Origin of the sequence: Faecalibacterium sp. I3-3-33 (assembly GCF_023347295.1) — a bacterium.
GTDB lineage: Bacteria > Bacillota > Clostridia > Oscillospirales > Ruminococcaceae > Faecalibacterium.
This window is the reverse complement of the sequence record NZ_CP094469.1, coordinates 2,513,104-2,528,445: the sequence shown is the minus strand read 5'-3', so window position 1 is coordinate 2,528,445 and position 15,342 is coordinate 2,513,104. Positions and strand designations below refer to the sequence as shown.

The 15,342-nt window shown below is 53.4% G+C and carries 16 protein-coding genes, 1 tRNA gene and 1 pseudogene; 13 read left to right on the top strand and 5 right to left on the bottom strand.

Annotated features, from left to right (window positions below; genetic code table 11):
• Positions 1-90 precede the first annotated feature (90 nt).
• The gene (locus MTP39_RS11940) at positions 91-267 is read right to left on the bottom strand and encodes a helix-turn-helix domain-containing protein (protein ID WP_249240683.1); all 177 of its coding nucleotides are present in this window, start codon (positions 265-267) and stop codon (positions 91-93) included.
• A gap of 70 nt (positions 268-337) precedes the next feature.
• Positions 338-1,447 carry a hypothetical protein gene (locus MTP39_RS11935; RefSeq protein WP_249240682.1) on the bottom strand — a complete coding sequence of 370 codons (1,110 nt, stop codon included), beginning with the start codon at positions 1,445-1,447 and terminating at the stop codon, positions 338-340.
• A 406-nt stretch (positions 1,448-1,853) separates the two neighbouring features.
• On the opposite strand from MTP39_RS11935, the gene MTP39_RS11930 reads away from it, so the two are divergent.
• The 11 genes and pseudogenes from MTP39_RS11930 (at position 1,854) to MTP39_RS11885 (ending at position 10,179) form a co-directional block, all read left to right on the top strand.
• A complete protein-coding gene (locus tag MTP39_RS11930) occupies positions 1,854-2,297 on the top strand; it encodes a DUF4869 domain-containing protein (RefSeq protein WP_249240681.1) in 444 nt (147 codons plus the stop codon).
• Between the two features lie 9 nt (positions 2,298-2,306).
• The gene (locus MTP39_RS11925; RefSeq protein WP_249240680.1) at positions 2,307-3,263 is read left to right on the top strand and encodes a hypothetical protein; all 957 of its coding nucleotides are present in this window, start codon (positions 2,307-2,309) and stop codon (positions 3,261-3,263) included.
• Between the two features lie 306 nt (positions 3,264-3,569).
• Complete coding sequence (locus MTP39_RS11920) at positions 3,570-3,734, top strand: hypothetical protein (RefSeq protein ID WP_249240679.1); 165 nt, start codon at positions 3,570-3,572, stop codon at positions 3,732-3,734.
• Positions 3,735-3,911: 177 nt separating this feature from the next.
• A complete protein-coding gene (locus MTP39_RS11915) occupies positions 3,912-4,853 on the top strand; it encodes a helix-turn-helix transcriptional regulator (RefSeq protein ID WP_249240678.1) in 942 nt (313 codons plus the stop codon).
• Between the two features lie 39 nt (positions 4,854-4,892).
• Positions 4,893-5,726 (top strand): hypothetical protein, encoded by an 834-nt coding sequence (locus tag MTP39_RS11910; protein WP_249240677.1) that lies wholly within the window; start codon positions 4,893-4,895, stop codon positions 5,724-5,726.
• Positions 5,727-5,740: 14 nt separating this feature from the next.
• Entirely contained in the window at positions 5,741-7,135 is a 1,395-nt protein-coding gene (locus MTP39_RS11905) for a hypothetical protein (RefSeq protein WP_249240676.1), read from the top strand.
• Between the two features lie 10 nt (positions 7,136-7,145).
• Entirely contained in the window at positions 7,146-8,240 is a 1,095-nt protein-coding gene (locus MTP39_RS11900) for a GTPase (protein ID WP_249240675.1), read from the top strand.
• 24 nt (positions 8,241-8,264) lie between these two features.
• Positions 8,265-8,564: a hypothetical protein gene (locus MTP39_RS11895; RefSeq protein ID WP_249240674.1), complete on the top strand. Its 300-nt coding sequence runs from the start codon at positions 8,265-8,267 to the stop codon at positions 8,562-8,564.
• A pseudogene (locus MTP39_RS14120) lies at positions 8,527-9,015 on the top strand (GTPase); the annotation flags it as partial. The gene MTP39_RS11895 and the pseudogene MTP39_RS14120, both read left to right, overlap by 38 nt.
• Before the next feature lie 39 nt (positions 9,016-9,054).
• Positions 9,055-9,711, top strand: coding sequence for a DUF697 domain-containing protein (locus tag MTP39_RS14115; RefSeq protein WP_442899426.1), 657 nt, complete (start codon positions 9,055-9,057; stop codon positions 9,709-9,711).
• Between the two features lie 105 nt (positions 9,712-9,816).
• Positions 9,817-10,179 carry a helix-turn-helix domain-containing protein gene (locus MTP39_RS11885; protein ID WP_015537470.1) on the top strand — a complete coding sequence of 121 codons (363 nt, stop codon included), beginning with the start codon at positions 9,817-9,819 and terminating at the stop codon, positions 10,177-10,179.
• 567 nt (positions 10,180-10,746) lie between these two features.
• Here MTP39_RS11885 and MTP39_RS11880 read toward each other — a convergent pair.
• The 3 genes from MTP39_RS11880 to MTP39_RS11870 form a co-directional block, all read right to left on the bottom strand.
• Complete coding sequence (locus MTP39_RS11880) at positions 10,747-13,170, bottom strand: homocysteine S-methyltransferase family protein (RefSeq protein ID WP_249240672.1); 2,424 nt, start codon at positions 13,168-13,170, stop codon at positions 10,747-10,749.
• Positions 13,157-13,846 carry a methionine synthase gene (locus MTP39_RS11875; RefSeq protein ID WP_249240671.1) on the bottom strand — a complete coding sequence of 230 codons (690 nt, stop codon included), beginning with the start codon at positions 13,844-13,846 and terminating at the stop codon, positions 13,157-13,159. Before MTP39_RS11875 ends, MTP39_RS11880 begins: the two co-directional genes overlap by 14 nt.
• 228 nt (positions 13,847-14,074) lie before the next feature.
• Positions 14,075-14,147, bottom strand: a tRNA-Pro gene (locus MTP39_RS11870).
• Between the two features lie 347 nt (positions 14,148-14,494).
• Between MTP39_RS11870 and MTP39_RS11865 the strand changes: the two genes are divergently transcribed.
• Both MTP39_RS11865 and MTP39_RS11860 read left to right on the top strand, forming a co-directional pair.
• Positions 14,495-14,842, top strand: a complete 348-nt coding sequence (locus MTP39_RS11865) for an Hpt domain-containing protein (protein ID WP_249240670.1) — start codon at positions 14,495-14,497, stop codon at positions 14,840-14,842.
• A 138-nt stretch (positions 14,843-14,980) separates the two neighbouring features.
• Positions 14,981-15,337: a hypothetical protein gene (locus MTP39_RS11860; protein WP_249240669.1), complete on the top strand. Its 357-nt coding sequence runs from the start codon at positions 14,981-14,983 to the stop codon at positions 15,335-15,337.
• The last annotated feature ends 5 nt before the right edge of the window (positions 15,338-15,342 follow it).

Sequence of the window (15,342 nt, the reverse complement as noted above, 5' to 3'; positions counted from 1 at the left end):
ACTGCGTTGAAAAATAGGTAGGGATGAATCCCGCTGGATTCTTGTTGCGGAGTCCAACGGGATTCTTTTTACACAAACGAAGGATATAGCTCACTGACATTGGCTCATATACTGGATCAGGTCTTGCTTGTAAACCTTCCAGAGTTTTCCCATCTTGAAGGCGGGAATTTCGCCGCTGTTCAGAAGACGCAGCAGTAGATTTCTGCCAACATGCGTAATTTCCATGACCTGCCGGAAGCTCAGGACATCGGGATAGGTGTCTAGCATTGAAAATCAACTCCATTCTTGTGATTCTGATGAATTTTCGTTCTGCTTTGCACGAATCATTTTTGTTAGCTCAAAGCCCTTGTACCCTTGTGCATAAGGGCGCACAAGGAAACCTGCCGCATTGACGATCGTTCAGGATGCGGCAAGGGATGATCACGTCGTTGATCTCTAATTTTTCCAAAGCCTTTGCGATTTTCTTTTTATGATGTATCTTATCAGTCAGTTCCGGCTCATCCTGCGCTGCGATATACGCAGCGACAAGTTCTTTGGTATCGTCATCAAGGTTGCTCGTTTGTACGGCTTTCAGAGCAGTTGGAACGTTATACCACGAATGCTTGCCAAAAAAATCGACGGCATACCGATATAGAAAGAGCGGAATATCATCGCTGATTTTATCAAAATAATGAAACAGCGCATGATTTTCAAACTGGAACTTTGAAGATTTCGATTCCAACTTATCGTGCTCAAATTCTTTCAGACTGGGACGCTTTAATTGAATTTCATATCGAACCAGATTTTTTGAGCGTTCCAAATCGTCTGGAGAAATCGGATAGCTCTCCTTTTCACAATTCAAGAGCTGCTGGTGCTTGTCATAGAGTGCAAAATCGTACCACGTTTTTTCAAATTTACAGCTTCGGATCTCATTGTGCTGGTTATAGTGTAGTGCGCGACCTTTTCTGTACGGGTCAACGCTTCCTGCATAACGAATGATTTTTACCATCAGTGAGGGATCGCATTTCACATAGAAGTCTTGTGTAATATCCAACCGGTGCATTTTCCATTTAACAGAATCCTCAATTTCAAGGAGTCCAAGCTGCTCCAATTCATCCAGAAATGCCTGCTCTTGCATGACCAAACCTTCTGGTGATAAGTCTGTTAAACTTAAACGAGATGGATCACCTGCAATCCGAGCGAGGTTCACACCAGATAACGTTATGTATCGCTTCTTAAAATCTGGATAATCTGCCAATGTGATGGTCAAACCGCCATCTTTTCTTTTATAAGAGTAGCCTTTTTTCGAGGAGCCATGATACGGAATCCGATAGTATTTTCCAGCGGATACCATTTTTTGAATTGCCATAAATACAGTACGCTTCGCTTCGCAATCCGTGTACGTTCCATTCACTTCAAACGTATGAATGGAAGGTGCTAAAAGTGGGAGCTTCTTTGCCATTGTCATAAAAACACCTCTTTTGTGATTTATCAGGATGTTATGAATCAAATAGAAATTGATCGGGAGGAACAACTACTATAAAAACGCATAGCATTCTATCTGGTGATTTATGACACTGTTATCCATAGATCGAAATCTAATAGGATGATAATAAACTGCTTTTTGGGATTTCTTATAGGGCGATTTGATCAAAGGCAGCGTATTTTCTATCTTTGCACTTCAAATTCATTGTGACAAATGAAAAAATCATTACAGATCACAGTAAATCCAGTTTCGACATTTGGGATGGTTTTCGTCTGATCGGACAGGTCTGGTTTTCTTTATCAAGAGCCAACGGGCATTTTGTGTCTTGTTTTGTGAGTGGAAAGAAGGTACAATAATAGCAAATGACTCACATCTGCGAGGTGATACCATGCTGAACATCTACTTTGGAGATATGCCGGAGGCTGTCTACAATACTTCGGTCTATTTTAACTATACCTACGAGGACGAGTGGCTGACTTCTGACTTTGCCAAAGAGGTCATCAAGAAAATTGATAAGTCCGATGTCAAAGGCCCTCATGCGGTGGAAAGCCCGGTTCTGGGGGTCATCTCGCCGGAAAAACTGTCTGGAGGCACGAAAACGCTGTTGCTGATGGCAAACGACCCGGAAAAGGTATTCAATGCCTCAACTTGCGGTGACAACTGCGCACCCTTCATTCTGAAGCTGGCGAAAAAGAAGGACTTGACCATCAACCTGAGGCATCTCATGGACTTTGGTAAGAAAAAATTCCCGGTGGATATAAAAGTCCTGAACACCGGTGATGTGGTGCACAGCATGGAAGAACTGATGCCGATTGCATTTCAGTTTGTGTGAGGCGATAGGATGAAGGGAAAACATAAAATCGAAGTCCGAAGCGGACGGGTCGTTTTCACGATCGAACTGGAACGGAACATTACGATTCTGCGAGGGGACAGCGCCACCGGAAAAACAACGCTGGTAGAGATGCTGCAAGCATACGAGACCTACGGCAGACAGAGCGGCGTGACAGTGAGTTGTGATAAACCGTGCCGGGTGCTGTCGGGTGTCAACTGGGAATTGCAGCTGAATGCGACCCATGACAGCATCATGTTTGTGGATGAAGGCAGTACCTTTGTTTCGAGTCTGGACTTTGCCCGTGCAATTCAGCATTCGGACAACTACTATGTGCTGGTCACAAGAGAAGATTTGAGCACCCTGCCGTACAGCGTAAACGCGATTCTGGAACTAAAAAAGACCACGAGCCGCTTCAAACGGACTTATAACAAAGCGTACCCGATCTATGATTCGCTGACAGCCAGCAATGTGCAGCTGGAAGGTGTTGAAAAGCTGCTGACAGAGGATGCAAATTCCGGGTATCAGCTGTTTACAAAAATCGGTGAGAAATACGGCATTGTCTGTATCTCTGCGGCAGGAAAAGATAATATCAAACAAAAGATCTTCCCAATGAAATCCGAGAAGGTTCTGGTAATTGCGGATGGTGCGGCGTTTGGCCCGCAGATGAACGACATTTATCGCCTGATGCAGGAGGACAACGCAAAGTTCGGCTTGTACCTGCCGGAATCGCTGGAATGGCTGCTTCTGAAAGCAGATTTGCTCGGACAGCCGGACGTTCTTGAAATTCTGGAACATCCGGCAGATTTCATCGAGAGCAGCGAATTCTTCAGCTGGGAGCGGTTCTTCACCAATTTGCTGGAACAGCGAACGAAGGATGTTCCCTATATGCGGTATGACAAGGCAAAACTGCCGGAATTCTATTTGCAGGAAGAAAATTTGGAGAAGATCATTGCGGAGATGGAGTAAGGCGAACTGAAAAATCACAAATAACGTATCACCGTTACTCCGAACGCTCTGCAATTTTGGCACCCGCCCAGGCTGCTATCAAGAACCCCCGCAAGTAATTGCGTGAGCGCTTGAAAAAGCACAAATAAAGCAAACGAACCGCCCCGGTTTCCGTAATGGAAGCCGGGGCGGTTTTTTGCGCTGCAACTTGCAGGGAAAAGCGGAAATAGCAAAAACATCCTGCATGGAAGGACAAGCAGGCTGTCCAACAGGATCGTTATAATAGACAGACAAAAGAATGTAAACGCCGTCAAAGGAGAGCACACAATGAAAAAACGATGGATGTTTCTGCTGGGCGCGGCATTTGCCGCCGGGCTGTTTCTGGTTGTCTGTATGGTAAGCAGAGGTGCATCGCTGCGTCAGGTAATGTATACATTTAAGGATGACGTGTGGGACGTGGTCTACCGGCTGAACCGCAGATGGAATTTGTGAGAAAAACACTTGACTTTTTAGAAGATGGACAGGCTATCTGTCCATCTCTTTTTGTATACTGGAATTGTGCAAAAGAGACAAAATCTATGCTGTTATTCCGCAAAACGACAAAAGTTCACACAAAGAATTGCGACTGCTGTTGCACTGTGTTACAATGAGCCAGAAGGAGAATGAACTATGCGTAATAGTAGATTAGACCGGATACTCTACATCCAGCAGGTGCTGGTACAGGGCGGTGTGCTGAACAAACAGCAGACGGCTGACCGCTTCGGCGTCAGTGAGAAAACCATTCAGCGCGACCTTGACACCCTGCGCAGCTACTTTGCAGACAGCGAGCCGCGCCGGGAAATCTTATACAACTCCGCAAAGGGCGGTTATCTGCTGGATGACACGCTTTCGCGTTTCCTTACCAGCAGCGAGATTCTGGCAGTGTGCAAGATCCTGCTGGAGAGCCGCTCCATGGTCAAGGAGGAGATGTTCCCTATTCTGGACAAGCTGGTGCAGGTGTGCACCCCGCTGGACCGATTGAATCAGGTCAAAGATCTCATCAGCAACGAACGTTTTCATTATGTTGAGCCGCAGCATGGCCGGAAGTTTATCGAGAGCCTGTGGGAGATCGGCACTGCGATCGAAAACCACAACCTGATGGAAATTACCTACTGCCGCACCCATGACAGCGAGACCCGCGTGCGCACCATTGAGCCGGTGGGCATCCTGTTCAGTGAGTATTATTTCTATCTGGCAGCGTTCATCGAGGGCATCGACAAGGATAAGCATTTCCAGAACCCGCAGGATAACTCCCCCACCATTTACCGCATCGACCGCATTCAGAACTATAAGACCCTCGACCGGCACTTTGCCCAGCGCTATACCGACCGCTTTCAGGAGGGCGAGATGCGCAAGCGCATCCAGTTCATGTACGGCGGCGCGTTGCAGACCATCCGGTTCGAGTATACCGGGCCAAGTCTGGAATCGGTGCTCGACCGTCTGCCTACTGCAAAAGTCTTGCAGGTGACAGAGAAGGGCTGGATTTTGGAAGCGGAAGTGTTTGGCACGGGCATCCAGATGTGGGTAAGAAGTCAGGGAGACTATGTGAAGGTGATTCCGTGCAATGGGTAAGGCGTTTTTCGGAAAGACAGCATAAAAAGGAGAAACCAGATGCTTTTTACAAATGTCAAGAGAAAGGCGGAAGAAGGACTGAGCCGTGAGCGAATCGAATACAGAGAACGCTATCAGGAGACGCTGAGCAGCGCGGAAGTGCTGCTTGATACCCGGTACGAAGCGGTTCAGCTTCTGCACGAGTGCGAGGAATATCTTCAGATGATCTCAAACCATCCCTATACATACGATTTGAAACGCAGCAAGGTCTACAAGGAATATCAGGCGTTTGAAAAGCAACTCAAAAAATATAAGCCGCATAAGAACAAGGCGGAGTTCCTGCTTGGTGGGAGGAAAGCCCTTGGCGCTGGCAGTGTATTGTTGGGCCCGAATGCGATGCTGGCAGCGGTAACGACGTTTGGATTAACGCCGACCAGTGCAGTTCTTGGGCTGTTGGACGGCACAGCGACTGTGAATGCAGCACTTACATGGTTGTGCGGCGGAGCATTTGCGCTTGGCGGAGGAATCATGGTGGCGCCGGTGCTTTTTGCACTGGCTGGCCCTGTCGGCATGGCAGTGGGGGCAGGCTGTTCTGCGGCGAACCTTCTCACGGCGGATAACAAGAAGAAAATACAGCAGGCGGAGGTGAATACCGCAGCACTCAAGAGCGAGATCGTATGGCTTCGCAGTGTGAAAAAACGAACTGAGACGCTGCAGGCTGAAACGGTGTCGCTGAGCCGGTTGGTGAAGAAAGAGCTGGAGGAACTAAAGACCTTGAAAAAGCAGGAATACAGCAGCTTTTCCGGCGGAGAGGCCCGGAAGCTTGGGACGATGATGAACAATGCGCAGTCGCTGCGGGAAAAAGTCGTTGAGACGATCCCGCTAAGCCGGTAACGGGGGGATACAGGATGCAAAAGCAGCTGGAAAAGTCGCGGTATCATGCCGAGGTGAAAAAGCTGGATGTTCAGATGGACTGGTGTGATAAGTACGAGTTTGGCTTAGCGGCGTTCTGTGGTGCAATGGCAGGCTTCATTGATGTCTTTTTTGTGCAGTCACCGGCAGCAAGGACCTCGCTGTTGGGACTCTCGGATGCCGCTGCAGATGAGATGGTGAAGAAGTTTGCACGGTTCACAGGCTGGAAGCCCAGAGCGGGCAACGAAAACAATGTGGCCTCTGCGATCGGTTATCTGGAACGGACGTTCCGGGTCAACTACGACCAGAAGAACCAGGTAGAAGTGGGTGGTGTGGTCAAGCTCTCGACCAAGAACCACCACATCAAGTCGCTGGCGCACTCGCCGGACGTGGTGGGCCTGTTCTTCTCCATTCTGGATCAGTTTCAGGGTAAGTCGTCCTTCCTCGACAACGGAAAGCTTATCCGCATCGATACCAGCGGAGGGGATTTTGAGCTGAAGGGCGGCAACTTTCCGGCAAAGCTCTTTGCGGGGTTTGCAAATTGGTTGGGGCATATTATGTCGGATGCAGCCGGAAGCACCGGCAGCAGAGGTAACGGAGGGCGCGGCACCGGTGTGCCGATGCCCTTTATGGAACTGACCCAATTCTGTAAATTCGGCCGGTTTCAGATCGGCAAAGACCGCCAGAACTTCGCCGATCTTATGGTACGGACTTTCCAGAACGGTTACGATGCCCGCTTCGGCGCGGCGACGATGGTGCCGGTGCTTTTCCAGCAACTGGCGACCAGTGCATGCTGGGCCATCAAGCGGCATCTGGTGGATAAGAAGCCTTGGGTGGACTGCATCCCGTCCGATAACTACGGCAGCTACCGGATGATGCAGCTTGTCTCCAACGGGACGCTCTGCCTTATTGATGTGGGGGATGCAGCACTGAGGAGCGGCGGCAACGCGCTGACCTTCTGCCTGCACTTCAACTTTGCAGCGGCGCTGCGGCTGGCCTATCTGGTGCTGAAGGAAATCAACATCCGGTTTGGCGCGGTGCTGGAAGAAAAGCTCAAAGCGTTCTACAATGAGATTCTAAGAAGCTCTACGCCGGAAGAACGGGAGTATCTCCGGCAGATGGACCTGCGGCTGCAGAACGATCAGGCGCGTCTGGATGAGCTGTACCGCAGCTACTGCGCCAGTGTGGAAGAAGAATACAGACGATTTGCAGGTCAGGTGAAAACCATGGACAGTGTATGGACAAGGCAGACAGCAAAAGCGGCAGCGTCCGTGCAACTGGCAGAGTCCAGCGGCGTGAAGAAAGAGAAAATCATACATTCGACCAAGGAACTGGATGAGAAGTTCGGAAAACGGGAACGAAAAGGACTCTTTGGATTCTTTAAGAAGTGAGGAGACAAAAATGGCAGAAAACAATAAGCTTGCAAGATTGAATATCCTGCTCATTGGCAAAACAGGTGTTGGAAAAAGTACATTGGTCAACAATATTTTCGGAAAAGAACTGGCGAAGGCGGGCGTTGGCAGACCTGTCACAAAATCGATCAATGAACTCAAAACCGAAGGCTCACCGCTTGTGATCTATGATACACCGGGTCTGGAATTGGGCGGAGAGAATTCGTTGGACAACATGCTGAAAGAGTTCGTCGGACAGGTCAAGTCCCGTGCGTACCGCGGCGATACAGACGAAATGTTCCACTGCATCTGGTACTGTATTGATGCGATGTCGGGCCGTCTGGAACCGTCTGAAGTCAAATTTTTGGAGAAGTTCACAGAAAAAACAAAGCAGTTCAAGATCCCGGTCATTATCGTGCTGACAAAAGCACTCCGGGAAGAGGATGTCGAGGCGATGAAAAAGACAATCGTGGAAAAACGGCTTCCCATCGCTGGAATCGCTCCGGTCCTAGCGGCAGACTACTCGTTTGGAAAAGATGTGCCGCCTGTGAAGGCCCACGGACTGAAGGAACTGGTCGATTTAGTGTATGATGTGCTTCCAGATGCTCAGAAGAACACCCTTGCGGCGGTCCAGGTGGCAAATCTGGATCTGAAGCGGAACGCAGCGCAGAAAGCAGTGGTAGTTGCTGCGGCTGCAGCGGCTGTTACCGGTGCAGCACCGATACCCTTCTCTGACGCCATGCTCCTGGTCCCGACTCAGATAGCGATGCTGACGAGCATTACGGTGATATTCCGTCTCCCGGTCCAGAAAGGCGTATTGCGAACGCTGGCAACGGCAGCAATCGGTATCACGGGAACGACAGTCATCGGAAAAACAGTGGTCTCCAATCTGCTGAAAATGATCCCGGGCGCAGGCACTATGGCGGGCGGTGCCATCTCGGCGACGACAGCAGCAGCTCTGACAACTGCGCTGGGAAATGCCTATATCGGGATGCTGATGAAAGTCTGCAGGGGCGAAATGGACCTGAGTGAGCTGTCTACCAAAAAAGGTCAGGAGTTTATGAAGGAAGAATTCCAAAAACAGCTGAAAGCAAAGAAAAATTAAAAATATGACGAGGAGAAAACTGCAATGGACGACGAAATGAAAAAAGCAATACAGGAAACCGTCAAAGAAGCGGTGAAGGAGGCCATGGAAGATCAGCAGACCCCACAGCCTAAGAAAACGACGTTTCAGGAGCTGGCAAGTGAGCTTGCGCAGAGGACGGTGGGATATATGCTCACAGCGGGCGTGGCGCTTGTGATACCCATGCTTATGACAAAGCTGTCGCAGAAGGATTCGATAAAACCGCCGCACTTTGGCAAAGAATGGAAGCCTGAGTATATCGAAGTGGATGAGACGGAGGAGAAAAAGAACGATGGCAGCATTTGATTCTGGCAATATCTTTGAGCTCATAGACAAGATGAGAGACAACATCGACAATGAATACCAGAAATTTACAACGCTGAATATTGTGGTGGCAGGTAAAACGGGTGTGGGAAAAAGCACCTTGATCAACAGCGTGTTCAGCGAGAAGCTGGCCAAGACCGGTTATGGCGACCCGGTCACTGAGGATATCAAAAAAATCAGGAAAGAGGGTTACCCTCTTGTGATCTACGATACGCCGGGCTTGGAATTGAAGGGAGAACATTCAACGCAGGAACTGTTGGACGATATTCAAGAACTGATCCAGTCCGGAATGAGAACAGGCGATGCAAACGAAGCGATTCACGCCGTCTGGTACTGCATCAGTACGGCTTCTGGGCGCATTGAGCCGACGGAAATTGAGTTTCTGAACCAGCTTTCGCAGCGCACCAGCTATTGCGAGGTTCCATTTTTTGTGGTCTTGACGAAGTCGATCTCGCCGGAAGAAACCGATGCCATGAGAGCCGCGATCGAAGGGGAAAATCTGCCGATCACGAAGGTCATTCCGGTCTTGGCCGAAGATTACCGTATTGATGCAAAGCGAATCGTCCCGGCAGGTGGTTTGGACAATCTGGTCTATGAGATGTCAAATGTTCTGGATGAGAGCGTGCAGAAAACGTTTGCCTCCATTCAGAATGTCAGTCTGGAACTCAAACAGCAGAGCGCCAGAAAGACCGTCAGAAATGTAGTTGCTGCTGCTGCCGTGACGGGTGCGGCACCCATCCCTGGCTCGGATGCACCGGTTCTGACAGCGGCAGAGGTCGCAATGATCGCATCGATCACGGCAAAGTTTGGTCTGCATTTTAAGAGGGAAGAAATCGTGAGTCTGGTGACTGCTCTTGTGGGAACAACGGGTGCGACCGGTATTGGCAGGACGACGGTGGCGAATGTTCTCAAATTGATTCCCGGTGCAGGAACGGTCATCGGCGGCGCGGTTTCTGCCGTGACGGCAGCGACCCTGACGGCAGCGCTGGGCGAGGCTTACATCATCATTCTGTCCAAGATCGCAAAGGGAGAACTGAAGATGTCGGATCTGTCCACAAAGAAAGGCCAGAAGGCAATGAAGCAAGAGTTCGATAAGCAGCTGAAGAAAAGCAAAAGCTTAGTATCCTAACGGAATATGCTTTAAAAAGTCCACTGCACTTTCAGGTTATTACAATCCCGGTCGATTGCACATACAATACAAGTATCACTTCACAAAACGGAGGGTACTTGTACTATGGTGGACTACGCCGACATCGGAAAACGCATCCGTGCCTGCCGCCTTGCAAAGGGCATGACGCAGGAGCAGCTGGCCAATGAGGTCGGCGTGGTGGTCACGCACATCAGCCATATCGAGACGGGCAACTCCGTGCCCAGCCTGAAAACGCTGATCGACATTATCAATGCACTGGACTGCTCGGCAGATGAACTGCTGTGCATCGAGATCAAAAAAGCAAAGCCGGTGTTTGACAGCTGGATGACCGAACAGCTTGCGGATTGCTCCGCCGATGAGGCAAAGATCATCAAAGAAACAGTGGTCAGCCTGAAAAAGTCGCTCCGAAAAGTGTACGGAAAATCCTCTAAATACAGATATGACTAAAACTTCAAAAAGGTATTGAACGCCTGAAAAAGCACCCATAAAGCAAATGAACCGCCCCGGTTTCCGCAGCAGGAAGCCGGGGCGGTTTTTGTATGCAGGGACGAGGGCAAGGGCGGTTCTTCCGACTTTGCGCTTTCTTGCTTTTTACGGAAAAATGCGCAAACAAAAAGCAGGCAGTGTCGTGGAAAGGAGGAGGAAAGCGACACTGCCTGCTGTATAGGAACCCCTGAACATTGCGGCTTGGTCAGGAGGGATTTGGTAGTCTGTCCGCCGTTCTGGCTATTGCCTCGCATAGAAACGGGAGACAGTTTTTTATGGGCCTGCTGTGCGCCGCTGCTGCGGCCGCACCCGCAGGGAAATGTGCCTGCATGGGCTTTGCGGGGAGAACCTTTCGGAGGTTATGGGGGATGTCCGTTCCGTTCTCCCTGAGTGCACCCTTATTATGCCAGACAATCGTGGCAATTCTTTGTGGTAAATTTGAACAGTTTGCAAATAAACGCCCTGCCCATGAAAAAAGACTGCTGAAAAGTCCGCGCCTCTCAGCAGTCCGAATCTGAAATTTTTGCGTTACACCCCAAAGAACTCCTTGGCGATGTCGGCGCTGCGCTTGGCGTCCTTGGCGTACCAGTCCGCGCCGATCTTCTCGGCGTATTCCGGGGTCAGCACGGCACCGCCTACCATGATCTTGCAGTCCAGCTGCGCCGCGTGCAGGGCGGCGATGGTCTCCTCCATGCTTTTCAGGGTAGTGGTCATCAGGGCCGAAAGGCCTACCAGATGCACATCCTTTTCCCGCACGGTATCCACCACCGTCTCCACCGGCACGTCCCGGCCAAGGTCCAGCACCTCAAAGCCGTAGTTTTCCAGAATGACCCGGACGATGTTCTTGCCAATGTCGTGCACATCGCCCTTAACGGTGGCAAGGACGATGCGTCCCTTGCTGGCGCTGCCCTCGCCCTTTTGGGCAATGGCGGTCTTGATCTCCTCAAAGGCGCTCTGGGCGGCGCTGGCGGCCTGCAGCAGCTGCGGCAGGAACAGGGTGCCTTTTTCGTACTTGGCACCCACGATGTCCAAGGCGGGGATCAACGCCTCGTCCACCACCTCCAGCGGCTGCTTTTCTGCCAGCAGGGCGCGGGTATGGGCGGCGGCATCGCCCTTCAAGCCCTTTTCCACCGCTTTCATCAGGGCGGCGTAGGGGCCGGTAAGTTCTGCTTCGGCGGCACTGGCGGCAGGCGCGGCTTTTGCAGCCTGTGCCAGCGCGGTGCTGGCGGGCACGCGGTCGGCAAAGCGCTCGATGTACTTTGTGCTCTGCTTGTCCCGGTTGGTCAGCACGTTGTAGGCGTACACCGCCGCCATCATCTCCTCGCTGGAAGGGTTCATGATGGCAAGGTCCAGCCCGGCGTACATTGCCATGGTCAGGAAGGTGGTGTTCAGGTAGGTGCGGCAGGGCAGGCCAAAGCTGATGTTGGACACGCCCAGCACGGTGCGCACTCCCAGCTCCTTTTTGCAGGCTTCCAGCGCCTGCACCGTGGCCAGAACATCCTCCTGCTGGGCGCTGGCGGTCAGGGTGAGGCAGTCGATGTAGATATCCTCCCGGGGGATGCCCGCTGCCAGCGCGGCCTCGGTGATGCGGCGGGCAATGGCTACGCGGTCTGCGGCCTTGGGCTGGATGCCTTTTTCATCGATGGCCAGACCCACGATGGCTGCGCCGTACTTCTTGCACAGCGGCAGGATGGCGGCAAGCTTTTCCGGCTCGCCGTTGGTGGAGTTGACGATGGGCTTGCCGTTGTACACCCGCAGACCCCGCGCCAGCGCTTCCACGTTGGAGGAATCCAGCTGCAAGGGCAGGCTGGTCACGCTTTGCAGCGCCTTGACCACCTGCTCCATCAGCACCGGCTCGTCCACGCCGGGCGCACCCACGTTCACGTCCAGAATCTGCGCCCCGGCCTCTGCCTGACTGACGGCCTGTTCCAGCACATAGTTCATGTCGCCCTCCCGCAGTGCCTGCTGGAAGCGCTTTTTGCCGGTGGGGTTGATGCGCTCGCCCACCACCGTGATGCCGTCCACTATGACCGCATCCACCGGGGTGCACAGCACCGAGGGCATCCGGTGCGCGGGACGCCCCGGGGTGCAGCCTGCAAAGGTACCGTTGAGCAGCTTGATGAACTCTGGAGTGGTGCCGCAGCAACCACCCGCGGCAAATAGGTGCAGCTCCCGGTAGGGCTTCATCTGTAAGGCAAACAGCTGCGGGGTGATGTCGTAGCCGCTGCCGTCTGCCCGGGGCAGACCGGCGTTGGGCTTGACGAACACCGGGAAGTTGCCGGGCACGGCTTCTGCCAGCCGCTTTGCCATGGGGAAGATCTCCTTGGGCCCCAGAGAGCAGTTGATGCCCACGGCGTCTGCCCCTAAGCCCCGGGCGGTGGCAGCAAAGCTTTCCACCGTGCAGCCGGTAAAGGTGCGCCCGCCCGCTTCAAAGCTCATGCTGGCCAGAATGGGCAGGTGAGTGTTCTCTTTGGCAGCCAGCAGGGCGGCTTTCAGCTCGTACAGGTCGGTATAGGTCTCAAAAAAGATCAGGTCTGCCCCGGCGGCTTCGCCCGCCTTCACGATGCGGGCATACTCGGCCACGGCATCCTCAAAGGCCAGCGTTCCGCTGGGTTCCAGCAGCTCGCCCAGCGGGCCCACGTCCAGCGCGGTCAGCGCACCGTAGGGCGCACAAGCGCGCTTGCAGTTGGCAATGCCTGCGGTGATGATCTGCTCCAGCGTGTAAGCACTGCCTGCCAGCTTGTGGGCAGAAGCGCCGAAGGTATTAGCGTTGACGATGCGGCTGCCCGCCGCAGCGTACTGCCCATGGATGCCCTCGATGAGCGCCGGGTCGGTGATGTTCAGCTCCTCCGGGCGTGCGCCCAGCTTGAGCCCGGCAGCTTGCAGCATGGTGCCCATGCCGCCGTCCAGCAGGATGGTATTGCTCTGCTTGAAAAGTTCATTCACTTGCACAGGTCTTTCCCCTCTTTCTGTATTCGCAGCGGGTGCGCAGCACACAATGGCCGCACCCGGCCAGCTGTCCCTTTACCGGGTGGTCGCTGACCCCCAGCAGGGCAGTCACGCTCTTGCGCGGGGTCATCAGGTTGGTGTCGGTGACGCACAGCCCGGTCTTGCGCACCGTGTCCAGTGCCGCTGCCACCAGCGGCTGCACCGCGATGTCCCAATCGCCGTAGCCGGGCGAAAAGCGCCCGGTCAGATACTTTCCCTCCGTGGCCGCCCACTGGCGCAGCTGCGCCTCGGCGGCATCGGCGGCCTGCTCGGCCAGTGCGCTGCCCAAGGCATCGGAGGCTACCCCGGCGGCAATGTCGCCCACGCCCGCCCGGCGTATCTGGGCATCCACTCCGGGTCCCAGCGTCACCGCCAGCAGAATGGCCTGCCCGCAGCCTGCCAGATGCTTGTGCACGTCCTCGCCGGGCAGAAGTCCGGCCTCGGTCAGGGCGGGAGTGTCTGCCAGCAGCCACACCGCCCGGGGCGTCGCCGCCGCCAGCAGCGGCACCGCGCACTTTTGCAGCAGTGCCAGCGTGGCGGCGTCTGGCGCGCCGCGTGCGCCGAAATACCGCGCTGCCTGCGCCAGATTTACACTCTGCGGCTTTTCTATCGCCAGCGGGCGGGGAACACCGATCGCCATGGGCCGCACCTCCTTACTTTGCTCGAATAAAGTACTATTCAGTATACCGCACTTGTGGGCTTTTATCAATCCCGCAAAAGAGGGGGAAAAGAAAAAAGGCTGCTCTGTTTTTTGAAAGCGGCCTTGCAGTGCGCGCGGTTTTTGCACACTTTCGGAGAGCACCGGCAGGTTTACCGGCAAAACAAAAACGCACGCTGATCCTCATCGAATCAACGTGCGTTTGCAGTATCGGAGTGGCGAGACTCGAACTCGCGGCCTCCTGCTCCCAAAGCAGGCGCGCTACCAACTGCGCAACACCCCGGCATCTGGCGGCACGGCTGCACCGCCAGAATATAGTATATCGTTTTTTACGCGGTTCGTCAATACAGAATCCGCAGTTGACAGCGCTGCACGGTCTGCTTTTTTCAGTCGGCAGAATCGGCAGCTGGCAGCAGCGGAAAAGGGCGCGGTAGCAGGCGCTTTTTGAAGAGCTGGGCGCGGTTTTGGTGCAACTGCCAAAAAGAGAACGCAAAAAATAGATAGAGTGCAAAATTTGTTGCGCTCTAGTTGCAAGATGGCCGGAAAGGTGCTATCATAACACTATATCGCCGGGAAGTGCGGCGGTAGGAAATTAGGCGGCAACTGAAAAAGAAAGGCACGGCGTAAGCGATGACGATACAGGAATGCTATAAAAAGATGGGCGCAGACTATCAGGAGGTGCTGGGGCGGCTGTATAACGAAGCCATGATCAGCAAATTTGTGCGGATGTTCTTGCAGGACGACAGCTTTCAGATTTTGGAGGAAGCGCTGCGCAGGGGAGACGTGAAAGAGGCGTTCCGCGGGGCACATACCCTCAAGGGCGTGTGCCAGAATCTGGGCTTTTCCAATCTGTACGCGCCTACCTATACCCTGACCGAGACCCTGCGCGCCGGGCAGCTGGAGGGCACGCAGGAGCAGTTTGCAAAGGTGGCAGAGCAGTATCAATGCACGATGGACGCCATCCGTGCGCTGGACTAAAAATCAATGCGGTGTCGGGAAGCTTTCGGGCTGCCCGGCATTGTTCTTTTATGGGTGCGGTTGAAAACGCAGAACCGCCCCTTGTACCGCCGCGCAGTTTGCGGTATGATAGACAAAAAGAGGGAAGGAGATCCCATTATGTCCAAACATATCCTTGTCTGCCTGCCCATCAGCGCAGAGCAGAGGGCCCGTATTGAGGCGGTGCAGGGCTTTGCATATCGCTTTACCACCCCGGATACTGCCACGGCAGAGGATGCCCTGTGGGCCGATGCAGTGCTGGGCAATCTGCCGGTTCCGCTGATCCGGCAGAACGATCATCTGGAGTGGTTCCAGTCCAACGCAGCAGGCCCCAATAACTATCTGGAGCCGGGGGTGCTGCCGGAGGGCTGCATCGTGACCAACGCCACCGGTGCTTATGGGCTTGCCATCAGTGAGTGTATGCTGGCAATGTGGCTCAGCCTGCTCAAGGAGCTGCCCACCTACCGGGATAACTAGCGGGA

Coding starts and splice junctions, on each gene's coding strand:
- MTP39_RS11895 (WP_249240674.1), top strand. CDS start 8,265: ATGGACGACGAAATGAAAAAAGCAATACAGGAAACCGTCAAAGAAGCG.
- MTP39_RS11885 (WP_015537470.1), top strand. CDS start 9,817: ATGGTGGACTACGCCGACATCGGAAAACGCATCCGTGCCTGCCGCCTT.
- MTP39_RS11860 (WP_249240669.1), top strand. CDS start 14,981: ATGTCCAAACATATCCTTGTCTGCCTGCCCATCAGCGCAGAGCAGAGG.
- MTP39_RS11865 (WP_249240670.1), top strand. CDS start 14,495: ATGACGATACAGGAATGCTATAAAAAGATGGGCGCAGACTATCAGGAG.
- MTP39_RS11930 (WP_249240681.1), top strand. CDS start 1,854: ATGCTGAACATCTACTTTGGAGATATGCCGGAGGCTGTCTACAATACT.
- MTP39_RS11920 (WP_249240679.1), top strand. CDS start 3,570: ATGAAAAAACGATGGATGTTTCTGCTGGGCGCGGCATTTGCCGCCGGG.
- MTP39_RS11875 (WP_249240671.1), bottom strand. CDS start 13,846: ATGGCGATCGGTGTTCCCCGCCCGCTGGCGATAGAAAAGCCGCAGAGT.
- MTP39_RS11915 (WP_249240678.1), top strand. CDS start 3,912: ATGCGTAATAGTAGATTAGACCGGATACTCTACATCCAGCAGGTGCTG.
- MTP39_RS11935 (WP_249240682.1), bottom strand. CDS start 1,447: ATGACAATGGCAAAGAAGCTCCCACTTTTAGCACCTTCCATTCATACG.
- MTP39_RS11900 (WP_249240675.1), top strand. CDS start 7,146: ATGGCAGAAAACAATAAGCTTGCAAGATTGAATATCCTGCTCATTGGC.
- MTP39_RS11925 (WP_249240680.1), top strand. CDS start 2,307: ATGAAGGGAAAACATAAAATCGAAGTCCGAAGCGGACGGGTCGTTTTC.
- MTP39_RS11910 (WP_249240677.1), top strand. CDS start 4,893: ATGCTTTTTACAAATGTCAAGAGAAAGGCGGAAGAAGGACTGAGCCGT.
- MTP39_RS14115 (WP_442899426.1), top strand. CDS start 9,055: ATGAGAGCCGCGATCGAAGGGGAAAATCTGCCGATCACGAAGGTCATT.
- MTP39_RS11905 (WP_249240676.1), top strand. CDS start 5,741: ATGCAAAAGCAGCTGGAAAAGTCGCGGTATCATGCCGAGGTGAAAAAG.
- MTP39_RS11940 (WP_249240683.1), bottom strand. CDS start 267: ATGCTAGACACCTATCCCGATGTCCTGAGCTTCCGGCAGGTCATGGAA.